This window comes from Lysinibacillus sp. NPDC047702 (genome assembly GCF_050272555.1).
Classification (GTDB): domain Bacteria; phylum Bacillota; class Bacilli; order Bacillales_A; family Planococcaceae; genus Lysinibacillus.
The window spans coordinates 1-15,855 of sequence record NZ_JBNNMG010000095.1; the positions used below are offsets into that span (position 1 = coordinate 1).

Consider the following 15,855-nt stretch of genomic DNA (forward strand, 5'->3'; position numbering starts at 1 on the left):
GCAAACGGATATTTGACGTTTGGGAGTAATACCTCAAACTCAATATCCGTTAGGCCTGGCTTTTTAATTACATTTACTTCTCCATCATTCATTAACACAATGGTTTCGTTTCTACCATTAATCTTCGTAGATAGTTCAGGAGGCGCAACCGGAAACTGTACACCATCCATAAAAAAGTTATACATCCGTCGGACCTCCTTCTGCTAACATTTCTGCGGCTTCTTCTGCTTTTTCGGTGAAACGATCTATAATACCGTCTAGGTCCATTTCTTTATTGATGTGGTTTTCGCTACGAGCATCTATGTTAATTTCGGCTGTTGTGTATCGATTAATAGCTTCACGTTCTGCAATATCACGAAGATATTTTAAGTCCTCATTTAACATTTTTATGCCGTCTGCTGCTTTTTTGGTATTGGCAGCAGTTTTCTTCCCAGCATCGTTACCCTTATCTAGTTTGTCACCTAACGCCAGGGCATTATCTATAGCATTTGTAATTGCATCGACATTACCAATTTTATTTTGATTAGAACTAAATAGATTAGCACCCCAATCATAGCCTGTGTTCCATGCATCCCCTACTGATTTTAATTCCATTTTAGACAATTCTTTGTAACCATCAGGAGCAGGTTCATTTAACCCTAGCCCTTCCTTTAAACTCGCTTTAAGTACCCTTAAAGGATTGGCAGATAGGCTATCTCCTTTTACTGCTCTTAAAGCATCCGCTGGTGATACGACACCGTTAGTAGAAAATTCGGGTATGGCTTGCCATCCTAGTTTAGCTGAAATATCAGAAGGCAATAAATCCATCAACCAATTAAAACCTTGTATGACCTTATTAATTGCACCGATCATAACATCCTTAAATGCATTGGCTGAATCCTTCCATCCATCACTTAACGCTATCGCACTATCTAATGCGTAGCTAACTAAACCGAAAAATAATTTTTTAACAGAATACACTGGATTGGTCAAAAAGTTTTGAAAAAACTCTGCAAATGTTGCCCACAAATTATACGATGATGCTACAACATTATAAATAACTACCCCTAACACCATAAATATTCCTGCAACTATACCAGTTGCACTTATGGACGTATCTGCGAAATAATTAATTGCTGCTACAGCTAAATAGATAATTCCTATGAGTACAACTATCGCCATAATAATAATGAATATCGGATTCGCTGCTAATGCTGCATTCAACCCCCATGTTGCGGCTGTAGCAGCAAAAGTCGCTTCTACACTAGCCCATGTTGTTGCAGTAAGCAAACCTGTAGCAAAAGTCTGTAACCCAGTCCATATTGTTGTTGCTATTTTGGCAGCCTTCACTACCAACAAAGCACCTGCATATGTTGCTAATGCACCTGAAACAGTACCAATTACAGGGGCAATTAACGACCAATTATCAACAAATACAGAACCTACCCAACTCGCTGCTTTTACTATTCCTCCTAGAGCTTCCATCACGACATTTGCTCCACGAGCAAAGCCAGTCATAAATGCTTCTATTATTGGCATATTTGAATTTATGGTTCTAAATAATTTAACAACAGCTGGGTACACTTCATTACCTAATTTTTGTTTAATACCATCAAAATTATTTGCCATCTGTGCGAGTTGCCCTTGTGGTGTGTTTGCTAATGCCTGTGCTAACCCGTTCCACGATTGAGCGATAATATCAGATATTACGGCAACACGTTCCATTTCTGTACCGTTTTCAATTATTTTCTTTTGAGCCTCAGATACGTCAAAGCCTTTTTTTCGTAAGCCGTCATATTGACCATCCAGCGCTTTACCAAGTTGTGTTGCATATTCGGTCATCTGACGTGCATCAGCATTAATTCCGCCCATTCCTGCAGCATAGTCTGCCAACGTACCAAGCATTTTTTCTATAGCTTTTCCTGACTCTAGATAAGTAGCAAGTTCACCAGCACCAGCTACTAATGTTTCTTGTCCAAAAGTAGACAATCCTTCTATTTGACCAGCCTTATCTATAACTGATTCAATTTCTGCTCTAGCAGCACCAGCATTTCGCATTACATTATTTAGTTGGGTTGAAGCAGTATTAATTACATTAGCCGACTCTAACCATCCACTTATTATATCTGCACCTTTTTTTAATCCTTGTATACTAAGGTATGCACCGACAACTGTCTGAATTTTACTAGCTAAATCTTCTGCTGCACTTGTACCGTCTCTTATGTTATTGTTGAATTCTTGTTGAGCAGTGTCAGCATTACGGACTTCGCTTTCGATTCGATTAAATTGTTCATTAGCACTTGCTAATTCTCGTTGTATAAGATGAAGTCTAGATGTATCTACCAAATTACCAGAAGCAGTATGCATCGCTTCCATTTGTTGTACCATTATAGAAACAGCATTGTGCATGGCCCGCATTGGTTGGCTTAAACGATCTTGGATTTGTATTGCTGTTTGTATAGTTGCCATGTTCTCACCTCTTTTTTAGCATAATAAAAAGCACCCAAAATTGAGTGCTTACAGTTCGATGTTCATTCTTTCGCTTTTTGATAAATCATAATGACTGCTATTGAATAAGATTGCGTTAGGTTCATTTGTGACTTCAAAAGAAATATAGTCTTGATTACCTTCTTTATTTGTATATGCAAATATCAAATATTTTTCTACAACTGTACTTTTTTTCTCCTTAGATCGCCCTCCTACCATCGCCCCTAAAGGGCCAAACAAAACATAACCGCCAACAGCTCCACCTATACTGCTAGAATAACTTTTTTGTATCTCAACATCTGTTTTTATTAAAATATCCCTCATTTTGGTTACGTTTAGCTCAATAGTGTCTTGATTACGTTCAAAAATCACTTTTTCTGAACATCTATAGACATAAACATCAGCACCTTCTGCTATAGGCAAACCAGCCATGTGTTTTACTTGAATACAAAAGTCTGCTCCTAGTAATTGTTGTCGGGCTTTTGATCCAAGGATTTTGCTTTCCCTTTCAAATTTTTCTTTCTCCCTGTCCAATTTCAATTGATTTCTAGCTTCTTCTGCTGACCTATTAAAAGTTTTCTTGAACATAATAATCAAAAATAATTCAAGTAATACGACGAAAAGTAATACTATTGTTACGACTATAAAATCTGCTGTAGTATAGTTTTTAAAATTAGAAATCATCTTTATAATTCCATAAACTAAGTACAATCCTCCGATTATAATAGATAAAAGAACAAAAGTTTTTTTCACTAAAATCCCTCCTCATACACAAATATACATAATACGGAGAGATTTCACTATACCCTTTACATAATCATCACCCCTTTCAATGAAAAAACACCCTCAAACGAGAGTGCTTAAAAGTTGTCTTTTTTCGATTTGTTTTATTAATAACTGGTTCATTCGCTTTAGATTCGGCTGATTGCTTTTAGATAAGAAACCAAAGTTTTTTAAATCTAATAACTGAAAGTCACTCATTTTTTCTACCGCCTCTTGCCACCAATACCAAATATCAACCGATTTGGGTGGTAACACTCCCATACATTCCGCGAATTCTTGCATTAAGTTTAAAAATTTTTGTTGTTCCTTCTCATTCATGCCATTGTCCTCCTTTAAATGAGGACATCCACTTCATTTCATAACAATTTTATGTTATAATTTGTTCTGTTGAAACAAATATGAGTGGATGTCGCTCAATTTTATGTCATGTTTTAAGTTGCTGCTTAAAACATGGCTTTTTTTATGTTTAGATTTGTAGTATCCAAAAGACTACTCACCCAACTTCGGAAATGCTTCTTCTAATTTTTCAATCAAAATACCAATATGAAAGTCTAAATATTCTTCTCTACTGATAAAGCGAGTATTTGTCCCATCTGATCCTATTGTCGTTTGTGGATATAACCTTGATTTATCTACTAGTATAGCTATTAATGTTCCATGTAATTCTTCTAGAGATTCTGATTGCTCAGCTGTCATTAAGTTAATAGTTTTACTCATCGTATGCCTCCCTTATGCCTTCACAAGTTTTAATTGTACCTGGCGGTTACACTGCTCTATCTCTAACTTTAGAGATGTTGATGGCTGCCACATTGCTATAAATTGTAATCCTTCTTCATAATGAACTTTGTGTAATTCACTATAACGGGGAATTTTAAAATATCTGTTAAATTCGCCCCATAATGCTCTAAATACTTTTCTACTAATCTTGTTGTATGCAGGTGATGTCTTTCCACCAAGAGCTTCCATGACTTTATGTGCGCCTTTTTGTTGTATATTTTGTTGTTCTACGCCATCTATTCTCATTTGAATAAATACTGACTCCAATTTTTCTTCAAGCATGTCCACCCGTTCACTAGTTTCAATGGATAGCTTTAAATGTTCTCTACGTTGCTGTTCAGATGTTAAAACTGGTGGTTGTTCAATGACTCTGTAATACTCGTCAACTAACATTTCGTAAGCGTCCCATGCTTCATCTGTATTAAGTGATTTAGCATGATGCCATGCTCCTTTCTCTGTCCAGAGATATAGTACAGGAGCGAATTTAAGGTTCCCCGAAATTTCCGTAGCAGTTTTAAAAGCTCTCAATTCTTCGCCCTTAAGTTCGAAATAATGTTTACCTTCCTTATAACGTTGTTTATTATTTTGAAAATTGTCATTGATGTGTTTGACATCTGCTCCATAACTTTCTGCTAATTGTGATGTTGTTAAAACTCGCTTATTTCTGTACATAATTACTTGTAATTGATTCATATTTAACTCTCCTTTAAATTTTAATAAAACTGGCTCCACTCAAACTTAAAATAATTCGCAATTTTTTTAGCCACTACAACAGATGGTGTTTTATTTCCACTTTCGATATTTGCATAGTAGCTACGTGAAATATCTGCGTAAGCTGCTACTTCTTTTTGTTTAACCCCCTTCATTCGCCGAATATTTTTTAACCAATCGCGCATTAACTCACCTCCCATAGTTCCTTTGAGGAACAATCATTAACATAAATATAAGTTACTTAAAGGAACATGTCAACATTAATTTGCACTTTAAGGAACATTAATGTGTTAATTATAGAAGTTCTTCTGAGTAACATATACAATATTATTTAATAAAATACATAAAACTATAAAGGATGAATACTATGAATGTACTTGCACAACGTTTAAAAACGTGCCGCGAAAATATAAAGAAATCGAATCCTGAATATACACAATCGTTTGTTGCAAATAAAATAGGTGTTGCAAGAACTACTTACACTGCATATGAAAATGGCACAAAAATGCCTCCTATTGACACATTAAGTAACATCGCAGAGCTTTTTGATGTGTCAGTAGACTTTTTATTAGGTAAAACTGATAAAGCCGACTCATACATGATCGAGTTAAAAACAAAGAACATAGACAATGATATAAACGAATATTTAGAATTCCTTCAAAATATACTAAAAAATGATGTTAAGTTAACCTTTGATGGTGAGCCTATGTCTGATGAAGCGAAAGAATCATTATTAGAATCAATGGAGCTATTTATAAAACAAACTCAAAGAATAAATAAAATACAAAAATCAAAAGATGATGAATAAACTATTCCTTCTTGTAGAAAGAAGTTATTTTTTTATCACACACAACAATTCTTTGTTGTAAACAAACAATATTTTGTTATTTATTATAAAAGCTTCACCTGCATTATTAAGTTTTCGGATTCGGTTTTTCACCGAAACCGACAAATCGTTATTTTTAACTATAAAGAATGATTTTTGAGGTTGATTTGGTCAACCACGGAATTAAAGGGGAACGAAATTTAGCACCCCATACCTTATGTTTCTTATTCATACCCGCCAATTTGGCGGATGTAAGAAATTTACCGAAAGAACGACTTCCTAGATTCGGAGGTCGTTTTTTAGAATTTCCTTTGACACCAAGTGTCATAACTCTGAAAAGATAGATAACTTTGCTTTAAATTTTAATAGGCCCAATTTTGGGCTCATCAGCACTGGACGTAGCATCCACCCATCAACCTCAAAACTTTATTTTGACTTTTTTGTAGTAAAATATCGGACGGCTGAATTTTCAGCTCTCCCATTTTTATAGGTGCTTTCTATGAAAAAATCAGCCAATCCAAAATTGGATTTACCTAGAAATGTTTAGCTTCTTTCTACCTTTTCCTCTTACCGTTTCCTCGTGCACCTCGTTTTGCTTCTAAACCAGATCAAAACATTACTAAAGGCATTCCTCCTTATCTGTCGAATATTGACATTAGAGAGGAGGTGTATACATATGAATACATTTGAAAAACATTTATTAAAATTAGCTTATGGAAATTTCCGAAAGAATGGCAGCTCTTATACTGAGTTTCAAGTAAGAAATTCTGACGAAATCCTATATTACTCTGACGCTATAGAATATTTGGAAGAGGACGAACATGTAATAATACATTCTAACGATCTCGCTTCCAATTCCATCGTTATATCTAGCAACGGATTATGGATTTGTTATGAATTGTCTGATAGCGGCTTATCTATCGCTCGTGAACAGCCTTGATGTTTGTCAATCAACTTGAAACCTAATTCAATGGTAAATTCTTTAGAGATCCTTTGGTAGATGAGTTTGTGACGAACGCTTTTTTTGAATTCGTCCAAACTCATTTTTTGAATTTCGGAAAAAAGCAATTCTAAGAAATCTTTTACCTTTTTCTCATAATCAACTCCACTGTTAAGTAAATCAATTTCATCTATTAATGAGTGAATATTCATTGCTATTTCTCCTCCCTATCGCTTTTTACCTCTCTTAGTACCTCGTTTCGCCTCACGTTCTTGCTTCTTATCTTCATCTATCTTGACTTGTACAGAAGCAATGACACACGCTTTATCGAAAAGAGATAAAGTCATATACTCAGACGGTAGGCGACGCTGCTTTTGCACCCACCAATGCATTATATTAGCGTCACCATCACCGTCCTCTATGAGTTTTTTACTTCTTCAACCATATCCTCAAGCTCGGTTTCGTAACCATTAACCTCTTGTGCTACTGCTGAGGCGTCTACGATTTCACCAATTGTCAGCATCTTACCTAGTAGCGAGTCTGCGCCCATTGCTTTGTATGAATCCTGTAGTTCCTTGTCATTTAAGTTAGGGAATACAATTGATTCAACTGTTAATAATCGTTGATATTTAAAGTGATCAAAATCTGTGTTAAATTGTCCTTTACGCTTCCCTTGTGTGATCATAGAGCGTTTAGTAGATTCAGTTTTTAACTCGGCATCACGCTCTGGTGAAACTGGTGCAAACTCCCATTCGATAGGATTGCCATGTTCATCTACGAATTTTTTTGAAATAGCACGTTTAATATTTTCATTTTGCTTTTTATTGTGTGCAAAGAATGCAGTTAAGTTAGACATTTATCATTGCTCCTTTTTTGTAAGTATGATTCAGTTGTTTTATTTACAGTGACTACTTCACCAATTTTTAAATCAATATTAATAGACATTGAAACAGTATCTTCTGCAATATCACTCGCCATTACATCAGCTTTTTCAATGAATTGCTCTCCTATTGCTTTAATTATTTCAGCAACGTGTTCTTGTGGTGTCTTTTCGCCTTCAAAATGTCCAAAGATAGGTATTTCTCTCACATCTAACATTCCTTAACACCTCTTTATTTTTAGTATAAAAAGAGCCTGCCATAGCAAGCCCTTATTGCATTTCTGGTAAGATAGAAAATTCCTCTGGCATTTCGAATCGTTCGAAAGTGAAATCGAATGAATCCTCTAAGTAATCCGAATCAGCATCCAATGATGCAACGATACCGCCATCTATATTGCAATCAATCAATATCGTAGTTTGTCGTCCAACTTGAGAAGAACCATCTTCATTTGTTACTTGAATGTCAAAGTAAGTATCCTCTCCAGTATCTTGATAATGCTTCAACATCTTTCTAAAGATTGATGTATTGAAGTAAAATGTTGCGCTGCCTGTATATTCAACACCTGTTGCTTTATTGCCCTTTGCCACTTGTCCCATGATAGGGATTTGAGTTTTCGTCTTGTCTGACCTAGCATCTAAATTAATCAACTGGGCGAATTTATAACGATTTCCGTCAATTGTCACCCACGCAACACCTTGTGCGCCATGTATAGCGTCTCTTGCATGCATTGTATTAGCATTTGACATTTAAACTCCTCCTTAAGCTACTGTTGTTGTGATATAAAGCTGTGACATAGCTACTGTAGGAGTCACGACTTCATTTACTACAACAGCTTTCTTTGTTTCACCTTGTGCAACTGTTAGTTCATCTTTGTTGTAATTTTGAATTGCTCGAATACGTTGCATTTCTGTTCGGTGTGTACCAATGTCATTCCACAATGAGATGCGGCCATCTTGATCATTTGGTACTTGTCCCAGGTAACGAGTGTTAAACAATTGCGCTGTATCGATTGCGATTTGATCTAATACACGGATAACTTGGTTCAAGCTGAAATCCTCATTCTTTTCTCCTGTGAAGGATGTAAATGTATTCACATCTTCTAAAACGCGTAAATCATCACCAACACGGTGGAATACATATTTCCCACTTTTTAAAAGCGTTGATAATTGAGTTTGTGTCTTTGTTTCTGACATATCAAGTGTGTATTCACCATCATACTTTTTATTGGTATTCGATTTATTTACTGCCACACCAGCTTGTGCACCAGTTGCCCAATAAACAGCACCGAACACTTCTTCATCAGTTCCGTTTGCATTGTTTTGTACATCAATGATTCCCTCATGGTCAGCAGCTCCAAGTTTGTGCCCCACAAGTTGAAACTTACCACCCACTTGATCACGAATGCGCTTTGTATACTCAACATACAGCGATTTAATTGAGCTTTCAGATGATAAGCAGCCCAATGTATTAAAACCGTATGCCTCCAAAGCGTCTAACGCTTCTTGGTGCGCACCACCTGAAATAGCTGAGCCATTGGAACCGCCTGCTAATGGTGTTCCTGCTGTAACCGTTAATGTTGCATTTGTCTTAAATACCACATAATCATTTGCAACTAAATCTGCAGCAGTAGCAACAGCTACTTGTTCATCTACTAATACATTTTTAAAAAGTGTCTGAACATCAAATTTTGTTGGTTCATCTACATTTGCTTGAATCACAATTGTGATGTCATTGCCCCGAACACCTTTGTATTTTGTAGTAGCATAGTCATTTGTTGCTGCTACTGCATCAACTGCAAGCTTGTAAAAATAGACTGTGATTGCATTTTTGAATACATCCCTGATACCTTTTAATTTAGGATCCGTATATTCATAGCCAAAGATTTTACGAGAGTCTTTTTGTAAATCTTCTAGGGTCACTGCAAATACTTCGCCATCTACACCCCAATCGAGTGCAATTGGTAGACCAACATAACCACGATCAGATAGATTCACAAATGCACGAAGCTTGCTGATAAAGTTATGATACGTACCTGGTAGTGTCTTATTTTGTGTTAAAAACGGTCCTCCGCCTAATGCCACGTTATTTACCTCCCTTGTCAAATTTATTTAGAATCCCATCCACTTCGGCGAATGAGTATGTTTTGTTGTCCTCTAGTAATGCATTCAATGCATCACAACGAGCCATGTATTTGTTGCTTTTTACGATTTGTGCTTTCGTAAACTTCTGAGCATTCGAAGCATCTGTAACATCCATAGGATTTGCTTTAGCTTTATCCTTAATAGATTCATTTTTTGTTGTCACTTCATTCACCCTTTCGTTTTAATGCGTTGTTCAAGTGTTTCCATAAAGATTTTCTGCTCTATTTCTTGCAAGAAGAAATTAAAATGAATAAAGTTGTGACCTATCCTGTCTACTACCTCACTATTCGCTCCTGTTCCAAGCATCAGCGAGCCATTTAAAAGCGTTATTTCTTTTAATGCTTGTTGTATCTTCAAAGTCATATTCGCGCTCTCTGACGCACCACTAGAAGGGAAATATTGCACATTAAAAAGTGTTGTAACCTTCCATCGTTTGCCGATTTGTCGAATGTGTTCTAGATTCAAAAACTGTATTAAAAAAGCAGGAGTCTTAAACCCCTGCGGTACCTCATCGATATACTTTTTATAGTCGTCTCCGAAAGCCTGATGAAGCTTAACAGATATGGCATTTTGAATATCATTAATCTCCATCGAAAGCCTCCCTTAACAGCGTGTATAGTTTTCTCTCAAGTATGGCTGGCGCTTGCTGTTCTACTTGGTCAGCACTTATGGTCATCATGAATCGACCATTCACCCATCCTTGGTGATTCGATGTACGATGCCCAAATTCAACGTATTGCGCGTAATCTACACTATTGATAACCTCTATTTCATAGGTAGTACCACTCTTTTTTACTTGTCCAATAGTCCAACCACGTCTTAAGGTTCCTTCATCCACAGGAGTACGTCTAATTACCTTACCTAACATCCTCGCAGCTAACTCCTTGGCTGCGGCTTCGCAAAACTTATCAAAATCAGCATTTGCTAATTTAGCTAACTTTCTTTCAAATGCTTTTAATTGCTGAAAATTAACTCCCATTATGCATACTCCTTAAATAACTCTAGGACAATTTCTTGATGATCCATAAAGATACCAGATTTGCCTGAACGAGTGTATTCTTCAGTTACATTGTCCTGAGTAACAATAATTTTACATCCAGCTGGTATTTCGTATTCATTGCCTAAAGATAATTTGATTTGTTCAGCAATTTTAGCTGGACCACCAGTTGAAGAAGCGCTTGTTAGCTTTTCATGAGATAATTTACATTTTAAACTCTGGTATAGCGTCATTTCCTTTGGGGTTGAAGCATGTGTAATAGGGTCTTCTACTTCTTGCCATGCCTTTACTGTACAATTACCTCTCCAAAGCCTTTCCAACGCCTTTCTACGAGCGCTTACCATGTTAGTACCCTATACTTTATAAAGTCTGTATTACCGTGCTGTAGATACAAGATAAATACATCAAATTGGGCTTCTGGAGTCCTATTCGCTTCAACAGCAAACACTACATTCGTGTCTCCATCCTGCACCTGTTTAGCAACAGCTTCAAAGTTCAGGGTTTCAATATCTAACAAGCCCATAGCCTTTTTATTAAGTAAGAACTCTCCAACTACCATATCGATGGCAATCTCTTTTAAGCCCACTGGAATCATTGTTAGATTTGTTTGGTTATTGATGTGATTAGTCACTTTATCAATAGCAAACTTCAACAACATGTCATCGGAGCTGGTTGGAGCACTAGATAAAGTTACTCCAAGAGCAGATAAACGCATTACAACATCTAGATACATGCGAATCACTCGCTTTCAGACGTTTTTGACCTAGGAGCCTTTTTTGTCTCCTCTAAACGTTCCATTATGGATTCATTGAGATGTTTTTCATCAATCGTCAATTCATCACCAACTAAAAAGCGCTCACCCTTATAACGAATAGGGAAAGCGCCGTCTTTAACTTTTATTTTAATGTTTGCCACTACCCTCAACCTCCTTAGGCAATCGGTTGTGCTTGAAATACGTTTTGTGCTTCTGGGAATGAAGGAATTGCTGTCGCTGCTGCTTTTGCCCATGTTGTAATCGGGTCTTTCCCTTCTTCATACAACATACCAATAACCTTGCCGATAGTTGTCATTTCTGCATCGCCTGAGTTGCGAATAAGTCGAGATTCCTCAGGTGTTGGTCCATATAGTGATTCACCTAGTTGTCCATCTCCAAACATAACGAATTTGTTATCAGGGAAGTAGCTCTTTGTTGTATATGTGCCGTTTGCATTCTGTTCGCGATACTTCGTGTTAGCACTTGATTCATACACAGCGATAGAAGGTAGCCCTTGTTGTGTAAAGAATGCGTTTAAGTCTGTTAAATTAGCTACACGAGCAGAACCAGCACCGTATAAATAGCCAATAATTTTTGGATTACGCAAAATAAGCCCTGCAATTTTTTTGGATGTTAAAGCACGAGTTGGCGTAATATCTAATGCATCAGCCCAACGTTCAAGATCTCCTAAAATATCCTCAGTACCTGTGCCCCAAATATTAGTTCCAGAAAGAGCTTCTTTGTGATCAGTTGGCACACCATAGTCGACTGAAATAGTAGGCGATGTGCTATTAGCACTGTTTAATGCTAATTTCAACTCACCTGTTGCCAGTGCTTGCATACGCATTAATTCAACACGAGCGCGTACATCATTTGCTGCTTTGTCGATTAAGTTGAATACACGTTGCATTAAATACTGTTGTTCCTGTGCTGTACGAGGGTTTTGTATAGCCATTAAATCTTTTTCTGTGATTTGATACTTTTTCTTGATATAAGCAGCCTCTAACACCTGCTTAGCAGCATCTAGTGAGCCAATTTCTGCCTCTGTATCAAAAGCGTGTACCTTTGCAATGACAGGCAATTCGTTAGCCCCTACAAGATACTCAAATTCAAGCGTATCATGTTTAACTTCTGGGAATAGAGCTTCACCAATACCATATGTTTGGTACTTTCGCTCTTTCATGTAATCTAATACTGTTTTTTGACTAAATAACTCTAAAATGTCTGGCATATTGATTTCCCTCCAATTATCGGAATTTAATTTCTTTTAATGCTGTTTTGGCTGCGGCATCTGGCGCTACAGGTAGGCGATCTTCTAAGATATAAGCCTCTACAATTAAAGAACCTGGTTGTGGCCCGTTTGTTACATCAACATCTGTGTACAAGATACCTTCTGCAGTAGCATCATTTTTGGGTAAGATAGTGCCCGCCTTTACGATTTTCTTTCCATTTGCATCAGTTGTTACACCTACATCACTCACTAAATACGTGAATGCCTGTACCTTTGATGATGCTAAGAAATTTACACGTTGAAATTTTTCGATTGGTTTTACATATGGCATATATAGCCCTCCTTATTGTTTAGTCCCAAGGGTTGTTATTTGTATCACTTGATCCTTTTTCATTCGCCATTTTTGCGAAGTTGGAGCCCACATCACTTGCGCCTGCGCCATTGTCAGCGCCACCAGCAGGATTCCACCCTCTATATGTTGGTTGTTGCTTTTCTGGCACAAATAAAAAGGACTTTGATTCTTGCAACGTTTTTAGTTGCTCATCAAGTCCTTTAGTGACTTTACCATCCTCACTTAATTCAATTGTGTTTCGATCAATAAGCCCAGCAACTAAGTCTGAATCATGTACTTTGCCAGATAAGGCTAATTTCAATGCACTTGATAAACGTTCATCTTTGAGTTGTTGCTCGTGCTGCTGTTTAGCTGTCTCGTTCGTTTGTTGGAGTTCAGTGATTTTCGCTTGAAGCCCTTCAACATCTACTTTCTTTAATTCTTCAAGTTGTGTATCTCGCTCAGATAATTGTGTTTCAAGTGAACTTTTAGTAGTAGACAACTCGTTGTATTTTGCTTTTGGCACTACATATTTAGGAGCTTCTTTCGCGGCATTTGCCACAATTGTTTCAATCTGATCATCTGCAATACCTGCAGTTTTAAGTAATTCTTTTAACCAATCCATTTTCATTACCTCCATACATTTTTATACAGGTTTGTACCTGTTGGTGGTGTACGCTTCTTTATGGTCTAGCCTTTAAAAAGACCAAAATAAAAAGCCACTCATTGAGTGACTTTTGTTTTTCATCCATGATGAATTATTGATTTAATAAGTTTACTTTCCTTGATATCATGTTCTTCTTCAAGTTCCCATTCTACATCACGTACGCCCTTAGCTATACGAATAGCTTCATCTAGATTTTCTGCAAGTACTACTACATCGTTTACTTCATCAACCTCGAAAAAACGTTCATAATTTACTTCTAGTACAAAAATTTTCATTCTAGGACCTCCGTGTATTTTATATAACTAAATTATATCACTTTTAGGCCACAAACCTCGCTTCCCACTCAGGATATTTAATTTTAGAATCAATGTAATACACCTTACCATCACGACCACGAGCAATTCGTTGGCTGTAATCATCCTCAAAGTATGGCGCTGTAGTTGTTCGACAATTCGGATGAAATGGATTAGCTGTCACACCAGGTACGAAATCAGCTAATTTAAACACCTTTCCGTCCATTGACTGACAGATACTACTTGTACGACTATCTAAAGTGGCGATAATCTCGTACTTTTCAACATCCAACTCACCGAATGCATCCTTTTGAGCAGAAGCACTAAAAAACGCTGATTCAGTCATTACAAGACGAGCAGCGTTGGAACGAGAAGTATTCATTTTTCTGGCTATCGAGCTAATCATACGGTCAGGTGCCTCACCACGAGCCATTGATTGAATTAATTCAGTATGCAATGTATCTAGTAACAAGTTTCGGTCACGCCATATCTTTTGACTGAATGTTTGACCATCAGCAGTCCATGGTTTACTGATTACTTTCGTTAACTTTGTTTCATCCAGTGCTTGCAAAGTAAATCCAATCTCGAAAGCTTTTTGTACCTCAAAAGCAGTGTGATAATACTGTTTTTGATATGCCTCTTTCATCAATCTCTCAAATCCATCAATTTGCCCACCATACAGTTTTTCTACATGTTGCTGTAATTGTAACTGCAAACTTTCCAAACGGCTTATATGGACACGAGATGAGGCATTTTCAAGCTGTTTCATCCACTTCTGATTGATAGCATTCTTTTTCCCGTAATCAATGTATTCATCGACCGTCCAGCGAAACTCTCTCAATTCATCACTTTTGAGGAGCTGCTTCGCTTCGTCTAGCGAAATTTCATTTTTTTTAGCAAAGCGCTGATACCATCTAGCAATATCTTTTTCAATTTCTTGCATAGTCTGAATGTACGCTTTTTCGAGATCCTTATAATAACTCGCATTCTTCTCATGTTGCGCTTGTTCAAGCATTTCAAAACGTCGTCGCCAATAATCTCTACTCTTGACCATTGCCATCACCAGAACCTAAATTCTTAAAATGGTCATCGTAGCCATCAAACTCATTCATACGTTCCTGACGTTCTTTCTTGTTTCGTTCTAACTCTAACGATACATCTTTTACATAAGGGTGCTGCGCTATCTTCGTTTCCTCAGATAAGTAAGGTGATTTATTTAATACCTCAACAACTTCCATCTCGTTGATCAGGATGTCACGATTAAAAATGATATTTACATATTCACCTTCGTAATCGCCTTGACCAGTGTTAGATAAATGAATATTGATAAACCACAACAATTCCTCAAATGATGCTTGAAACTCTGTTTCAATACCGTCTGCGTCAAGATCAATCTCGCTGTACATAGCTCTGATATTTAATTGATTCGGGTTATTTGCCATGCGCTCATCTTTCGCATCATAGCCTCGTCCATTTTCAATAAGAGCCTTTTTAAACAAAGATAAGATAGACTTATAGTTATCAGCATTAACTTCAATGGTTAATGTTTCAACGCCACCCTTTGACCCATCGACTGATCGAACTTTAACAGTACCGTATATGGATAGATTCCGCCTAAACTCTCCTAAGTCCTGACCATCATAATTATGCAGCACTAGAATTGTATTTCGCGCATCCTCCTGCATGTTATTTTCGAAGTCGCTCAGCATGATATTAATGCCATCTTGGAGAGATTTAACACGTTTTATCAATGGTATTTCCTTGTTGTTGAATTTAAACGGAATTAAAGGTGCTCGTTGCCAATTCATATTTAATTCATTTTCACCATCATTAATAGTGATATAAGATGTTTGTGACTTAGTTACATCTTGTACAAGACGTCCTGAGAACCACTCATAATGTTCCACCCCGTTGGCGCTATAAACCTCTGCCTTTTCAACTACAACCTCTCTATCACCTTCATATGCCTTTACAGCATATATACGAATTGCAAAATCAAGGATAGTTTGTTCTGAATCCTTCCAATATGGAATGATTTCATGTGGCGGAAAGCGTTT

General features: G+C 36.9%; 25 protein-coding genes and 1 pseudogene. 1 reads left to right on the plus strand and 25 read right to left on the minus strand.

Annotation, left to right across the window (positions count from 1 at the left end; translation table 11 throughout):
* The 7 genes and pseudogenes from ACQKIM_RS26300 to ACQKIM_RS26330 form a co-directional block, all read right to left on the minus strand.
* Window positions 1-185: pseudogene (locus tag ACQKIM_RS26300) on the minus strand (LysM peptidoglycan-binding domain-containing protein); the annotation flags it as partial.
* A complete protein-coding gene (locus ACQKIM_RS26305; RefSeq protein WP_427549548.1) occupies window positions 178-2,448 on the minus strand; it encodes a phage tail tape measure protein in 2,271 nt (756 codons plus the stop codon). The pseudogene ACQKIM_RS26300 and the gene ACQKIM_RS26305, both read right to left, overlap by 8 nt.
* A 48-nt stretch (window positions 2,449-2,496) precedes the next feature.
* Window positions 2,497-3,219: a hypothetical protein gene (locus ACQKIM_RS26310; protein ID WP_427549551.1), complete on the minus strand. Its 723-nt coding sequence runs from the start codon at window positions 3,217-3,219 to the stop codon at window positions 2,497-2,499.
* Window positions 3,220-3,312: 93 nt separating this feature from the next.
* Complete coding sequence (locus ACQKIM_RS26315) at window positions 3,313-3,567, minus strand: hypothetical protein (protein ID WP_427549554.1); 255 nt, start codon at window positions 3,565-3,567, stop codon at window positions 3,313-3,315.
* Window positions 3,568-3,738: 171 nt separating this feature from the next.
* A complete protein-coding gene (locus ACQKIM_RS26320) occupies window positions 3,739-3,966 on the minus strand; it encodes a hypothetical protein (RefSeq protein ID WP_427549556.1) in 228 nt (75 codons plus the stop codon).
* A gap of 12 nt (window positions 3,967-3,978) precedes the next feature.
* The gene (locus ACQKIM_RS26325) at window positions 3,979-4,719 is read right to left on the minus strand and encodes an ORF6C domain-containing protein (RefSeq protein WP_427549558.1); all 741 of its coding nucleotides are present in this window, start codon (window positions 4,717-4,719) and stop codon (window positions 3,979-3,981) included.
* Window positions 4,720-4,739: 20 nt separating this feature from the next.
* Window positions 4,740-4,922, minus strand: a complete 183-nt coding sequence (locus tag ACQKIM_RS26330) for a helix-turn-helix transcriptional regulator (protein ID WP_427549560.1) — start codon at window positions 4,920-4,922, stop codon at window positions 4,740-4,742.
* 182 nt (window positions 4,923-5,104) lie between these two features.
* Between ACQKIM_RS26330 and ACQKIM_RS26335 the strand changes: the two genes are divergently transcribed.
* Window positions 5,105-5,545: a helix-turn-helix domain-containing protein gene (locus ACQKIM_RS26335; protein WP_427549563.1), complete on the plus strand. Its 441-nt coding sequence runs from the start codon at window positions 5,105-5,107 to the stop codon at window positions 5,543-5,545.
* Between the two features lie 909 nt (window positions 5,546-6,454).
* Here ACQKIM_RS26335 and ACQKIM_RS26340 read toward each other — a convergent pair.
* The 18 genes from ACQKIM_RS26340 to ACQKIM_RS26425 all read right to left on the minus strand — a co-directional run.
* The gene (locus tag ACQKIM_RS26340; RefSeq protein ID WP_427549564.1) at window positions 6,455-6,715 is read right to left on the minus strand and encodes a hypothetical protein; all 261 of its coding nucleotides are present in this window, start codon (window positions 6,713-6,715) and stop codon (window positions 6,455-6,457) included.
* A 15-nt stretch (window positions 6,716-6,730) separates the two neighbouring features.
* Window positions 6,731-6,895 carry a hypothetical protein gene (locus ACQKIM_RS26345; RefSeq protein WP_427549567.1) on the minus strand — a complete coding sequence of 55 codons (165 nt, stop codon included), beginning with the start codon at window positions 6,893-6,895 and terminating at the stop codon, window positions 6,731-6,733.
* Between the two features lie 26 nt (window positions 6,896-6,921).
* Window positions 6,922-7,359 carry a phage tail assembly chaperone gene (locus tag ACQKIM_RS26350; protein WP_427549569.1) on the minus strand — a complete coding sequence of 146 codons (438 nt, stop codon included), beginning with the start codon at window positions 7,357-7,359 and terminating at the stop codon, window positions 6,922-6,924.
* A complete protein-coding gene (locus ACQKIM_RS26355) occupies window positions 7,347-7,601 on the minus strand; it encodes a hypothetical protein (RefSeq protein ID WP_427549572.1) in 255 nt (84 codons plus the stop codon). Before ACQKIM_RS26355 ends, ACQKIM_RS26350 begins: the two co-directional genes overlap by 13 nt.
* A gap of 52 nt (window positions 7,602-7,653) precedes the next feature.
* Window positions 7,654-8,130: a phage tail tube protein gene (locus ACQKIM_RS26360; RefSeq protein ID WP_427549574.1), complete on the minus strand. Its 477-nt coding sequence runs from the start codon at window positions 8,128-8,130 to the stop codon at window positions 7,654-7,656.
* Between the two features lie 12 nt (window positions 8,131-8,142).
* On the minus strand, window positions 8,143-9,465 hold the full coding sequence (locus ACQKIM_RS26365; RefSeq protein ID WP_427549575.1) for a phage tail sheath family protein: 1,323 nt from the start codon (window positions 9,463-9,465) through the stop codon (window positions 8,143-8,145).
* A 1-nt stretch (window position 9,466) separates the two neighbouring features.
* The gene (locus ACQKIM_RS26370) at window positions 9,467-9,688 is read right to left on the minus strand and encodes a hypothetical protein (protein WP_427549576.1); all 222 of its coding nucleotides are present in this window, start codon (window positions 9,686-9,688) and stop codon (window positions 9,467-9,469) included.
* 5 nt (window positions 9,689-9,693) lie between these two features.
* Window positions 9,694-10,116 carry a phage tail terminator family protein gene (locus ACQKIM_RS26375; RefSeq protein WP_427549579.1) on the minus strand — a complete coding sequence of 141 codons (423 nt, stop codon included), beginning with the start codon at window positions 10,114-10,116 and terminating at the stop codon, window positions 9,694-9,696.
* On the minus strand, window positions 10,106-10,504 hold the full coding sequence (locus tag ACQKIM_RS26380; RefSeq protein ID WP_427549581.1) for an HK97 gp10 family phage protein: 399 nt from the start codon (window positions 10,502-10,504) through the stop codon (window positions 10,106-10,108). Before ACQKIM_RS26380 ends, ACQKIM_RS26375 begins: the two co-directional genes overlap by 11 nt.
* Complete coding sequence (locus ACQKIM_RS26385) at window positions 10,504-10,866, minus strand: hypothetical protein (RefSeq protein WP_427549583.1); 363 nt, start codon at window positions 10,864-10,866, stop codon at window positions 10,504-10,506. Before ACQKIM_RS26385 ends, ACQKIM_RS26380 begins: the two co-directional genes overlap by 1 nt.
* Window positions 10,860-11,255 (minus strand): hypothetical protein, encoded by a 396-nt coding sequence (locus ACQKIM_RS26390; protein ID WP_427549586.1) that lies wholly within the window; start codon window positions 11,253-11,255, stop codon window positions 10,860-10,862. The genes ACQKIM_RS26385 and ACQKIM_RS26390 overlap by 7 nt, the downstream gene beginning before the upstream one ends.
* Window positions 11,256-11,260: 5 nt before the next feature.
* Complete coding sequence (locus ACQKIM_RS26395) at window positions 11,261-11,437, minus strand: hypothetical protein (protein WP_427549589.1); 177 nt, start codon at window positions 11,435-11,437, stop codon at window positions 11,261-11,263.
* Between the two features lie 14 nt (window positions 11,438-11,451).
* The gene (locus ACQKIM_RS26400) at window positions 11,452-12,507 is read right to left on the minus strand and encodes a major capsid protein (protein ID WP_427549591.1); all 1,056 of its coding nucleotides are present in this window, start codon (window positions 12,505-12,507) and stop codon (window positions 11,452-11,454) included.
* A gap of 16 nt (window positions 12,508-12,523) precedes the next feature.
* Window positions 12,524-12,838 (minus strand): hypothetical protein, encoded by a 315-nt coding sequence (locus tag ACQKIM_RS26405; protein ID WP_427549593.1) that lies wholly within the window; start codon window positions 12,836-12,838, stop codon window positions 12,524-12,526.
* 19 nt (window positions 12,839-12,857) lie between these two features.
* Complete coding sequence (locus ACQKIM_RS26410) at window positions 12,858-13,463, minus strand: phage scaffolding protein (protein WP_427549596.1); 606 nt, start codon at window positions 13,461-13,463, stop codon at window positions 12,858-12,860.
* Window positions 13,464-13,582: 119 nt separating this feature from the next.
* Window positions 13,583-13,780, minus strand: a complete 198-nt coding sequence (locus ACQKIM_RS26415) for a hypothetical protein (RefSeq protein WP_427549599.1) — start codon at window positions 13,778-13,780, stop codon at window positions 13,583-13,585.
* Window positions 13,781-13,823: 43 nt separating this feature from the next.
* Window positions 13,824-14,852 carry a minor capsid protein gene (locus ACQKIM_RS26420; RefSeq protein WP_427549602.1) on the minus strand — a complete coding sequence of 343 codons (1,029 nt, stop codon included), beginning with the start codon at window positions 14,850-14,852 and terminating at the stop codon, window positions 13,824-13,826.
* Window positions 14,839-15,855: phage portal protein (locus ACQKIM_RS26425; protein WP_427549604.1), on the minus strand; the 1,017-nt coding region annotated here is incomplete at its 5' end. The genes ACQKIM_RS26425 and ACQKIM_RS26420, both read right to left, overlap by 14 nt.